Source organism: Synechococcus sp. H60.1 (assembly GCF_047462335.1).
Lineage (GTDB): Bacteria > Cyanobacteriota > Cyanobacteriia > Thermostichales > Thermostichaceae > Thermostichus.
The window spans coordinates 1-3,252 of sequence record NZ_JANSJA010000284.1; the positions used below are offsets into that span (position 1 = coordinate 1).

Annotated in this window: 2 rRNA genes; both read left to right on the top strand. The window is 63.7% G+C overall.

Features of this window, described 5'->3' with window-relative positions:
• Positions 1–107: 107 nt before the first annotated feature.
• A 23S ribosomal RNA gene (locus tag NW852_RS12940) occupies positions 108–3,049 on the top strand.
• An 88-nt stretch (positions 3,050–3,137) separates the two neighbouring features.
• Positions 3,138–3,252 (top strand): 5S ribosomal RNA (gene rrf, locus NW852_RS12945).

Consider the following 3,252-nt stretch of genomic DNA (forward strand, 5'->3'; position numbering starts at 1 on the left):
GGTCGTACCTTAACAACTCACGCGATTGTACCAATATTGCTGCCGGTCTGCGGTGCGTGCGTCCACCCGCACCGTGCGACCGGGTCACGGTCGGTTGGCCGTGACGGAAGGAAGACATGATGAGCACACGATGGATGCCATGGCGCTGCGTGCCGATGAAGGACGGGGCACGGCACCGATATGCTCCGGGGAGCCGCGTGCAGGCTGTGATCCGGAGGTCTCCGAATGGGGCAACCCGCTGCCATCTGGCAGCGCTCCGCAACAGCGGAGCGGGAACCCGGCCAACTGAAACATCTCAGTAGCCGGAGGAAGAGTGAACCACACCCGTAGTAGCGGCGAGCGAACCGGGTGCAGCCTAAACCGCGGGCGTGGAACAGGGAGCAGCCGTTGCGCCCGCGGGGTTGGAGGACGACCTGTGACCGACCTGCTCGTCGGTCACCCGGGCGACCGCGCTGAGCCGAAGCAGTGTGGAACCCTGCACCGCAGAGCGTGAGAGTCGCGTAGGCGGGCGCCTTAGCCGGGAGGGTCGCTCCTGAGTAGGTCCGGGCACGAAGAACCCGGGCTGAAGCCGGGCAGACCACTGTCCAAGGCAACCTACACGCAGTGACCGATAGCGCACAGTACCGTGAGGGAACGGTGAAAAGCACCCCGGTGAGGGGAGTGAAAGAGACCCTGAAATCGTGTGCTTCCACGCCGTGGGAGCCGGAAATACCGGTGACCGCGTGCCTTTTGGAGTATGATCCGGCGAGTTATCCTCGGTGGCGTGGTTAAGGCAGGGCCAGCCGGAGCCGGAGTGAACGCGAGCCTGAACAGGGCGACCGTCGCCGGGGATAGACCCGAAACCGTGTGAGCTACCCATGGCCAGGCTGAAGCGTCCCTAACAGGACGTGGAGGGCCGCACCGGTGTCTGTTGCAAAAGGCTCGGATGAGCTGTGGGTAGGGGTGAAATGCCAATCGAACACGGAGATAGCTGGTTCTCCCCGAAATGTATTGAGGTACAGCCGCGGCCTTGCCACCCCGGGAGGTAGAGCGCTGTTGTTGTGCGGGGGCTTCACCGCTTACCAAGCGACGGCAAACTGCAAATGCCAGGGGTGGGCACCGCGAGTGAGACGGCGGGTGCGAACATCCGTCGTCGAGAGGGAAACAACCCAGACCGCCGGCTAAGGTCCCTCAGTCATCGCTAAGTGGGAAAGGTTGTGGCGCCGCTCAGACAACCAGGAGGTTGGCTTAGAAGCAGCCATCCTTGAAAGAGTGCGTAACAGCTCACTGGTCAAGCAGCGCTGCGCCGACGCTGTAACGGGGCAAAGCGATGCACCGAAGCCGCGGGTTTGCCATCGGCAAACGGTAGGGGAGCGTCGTCGTCGCGCCGAAGTCGGCGCGGAAGCGTCGGTGGAGGGACGACGAGTGCGAATGCCGGAATGAGTAACGGAGAAGCGATGTCGCAATCATCGCCACCGAAAGTCTAAGGGTTCTGCCGCACGGGTGCACCGCGGCAGGGTAGTCGGGCCTAAGGGGACGGCACACGCCTCACCCGATGGACAACAGGTTGATAGTCCTGTACCGTGTGGTGGTCGTTTGACCAATGCCGGATGCTGAGGGGTAGTCGCCGCGGCGAGACGAGCGCCGTCCAAGCCGGTAGGGAGCCGCACGACGCAAATCCGTGCGGCAATGACCGAGAGGCGAGTGAAAGGGGTGCGGGCAACCGCACGCCGATGGCGAGGCGCCTGTGCAGCCAAGAAAGGCCGGCTCGGAAGACCACCCACGCCCGTACCGCAAACCGACACCGGTAGACAGGTTGAGGAAACCAAGGTGGACGAGTGACCCCTGGTTAAGGAACTCGGCAAATTGACCCCGTACCTTCGGAAGAAGGGGTGCTGCGCGTAGCGTGAAACCCCTGGCGGGTGGAGCGCGAGGCAGCCGCAGGGTCCAGGCCCAGGCGACTGGTTACCAGAACCACAGCTCCCTGCTCAAGCCGTAAGGCGACGTATAGGGGGTGATGCCTGCCCAGTGCCGGAAGGTTAAGGGGCGGGGTGCAAGCTCCAAACCGAAGCCCCGGTAAACGGCGGCTGTAACTATAACAGTCCTAAGGTAGCGAAATTCCTTGTCGGGTAAGTTCCGACCCGCACGAAAGGCATCACGATCTGGGCACTGTCTCGACCAGGGGCTCGGTGAAATTGCAGTGGCCGTGAAGATGCGGCCAACTCAGAGCGGGACAAAAAGACCCCGTGGAGCTTTACTACAGCTTGCCATCGGGTAGCGGAGGCCGATGCGTAGGATAGGTGGGAGGCGGAGAAGGTCGGCTTGCGGGCCGACTGGAGCCGACGGTGAAATACCACTCTTCGGTCTGCGCTGCCCTCACCCGCCGCAGGCGGGGACGGTGGCTGGTGGGTAGTTTGACTGGGGCGGTCGCCTCCTAAAGGGTAACGGAGGCGCGCAACGGCGCCCTCAGGCGGGATGGTCATCCGCCGTGGAGTGCAACGGCAGAAGGGCGCTTGACTGCGAGGCAGACCAGCCGAGCAGGGATGAAAGTCGGCCGTAGTGATCCCACAGGACCGGGTGGAAGGCCTGTGGCTTAACGGATAAAAGCTACCCCGGGGATAACAGGCTCAGACCGCCCAAGAGTTCATATCGACGGCGGAGCGTGGCACCTCGATGTCGGCTCGTCGCATCCTGGGGCTGGAGTAGGTCCCAAGGGTTGGGCTGTTCGCCCATTAAAGCGGCACGCGAGCTGGGTTCAGAACGTCGTGAGACAGTTCGGTCTCTATCCGCTCTGAGCGTCTAGAGCAGTGCGCGGGGCTGGCCCTAGTACGAGAGGACCGGGCTGGACGGACCGCTGGTGGAGGAGTTGTGGGGCGGCCTGCAGGCTCCGTAGCTATGTCCGGGAGTGAGAACCGCTGAAAGCATCTAAGTGGGAAACACGCCGCAAGACGACTGCTCTCACAGCGCAAGGCTGGTAAGCCCCCCGCGAGATGAGCGGGCCAAGCGGCCGGAGCTGGAGGCGGGGTGACCCGTAGAGGCGACCGGTGCGCAGGGGCGAGGGCTTCCTTCCGTCACGGCGAACCGACCGGCAGCAGGGGGAGATGTCCCCCCTAGGCAATCGCGTGAGGTGTGAAGGGACGACCGTTCCTTCACCCATTGGGTGTGTGTGGAGCGCGGTGGACCCACCCCGTCCCATCCCGAACCGGGTCGTGAAACACCGCAGCGCCGATCCTACTGGCGGCTCACCGCTGGGAACCTAGGTCCATGCACCCT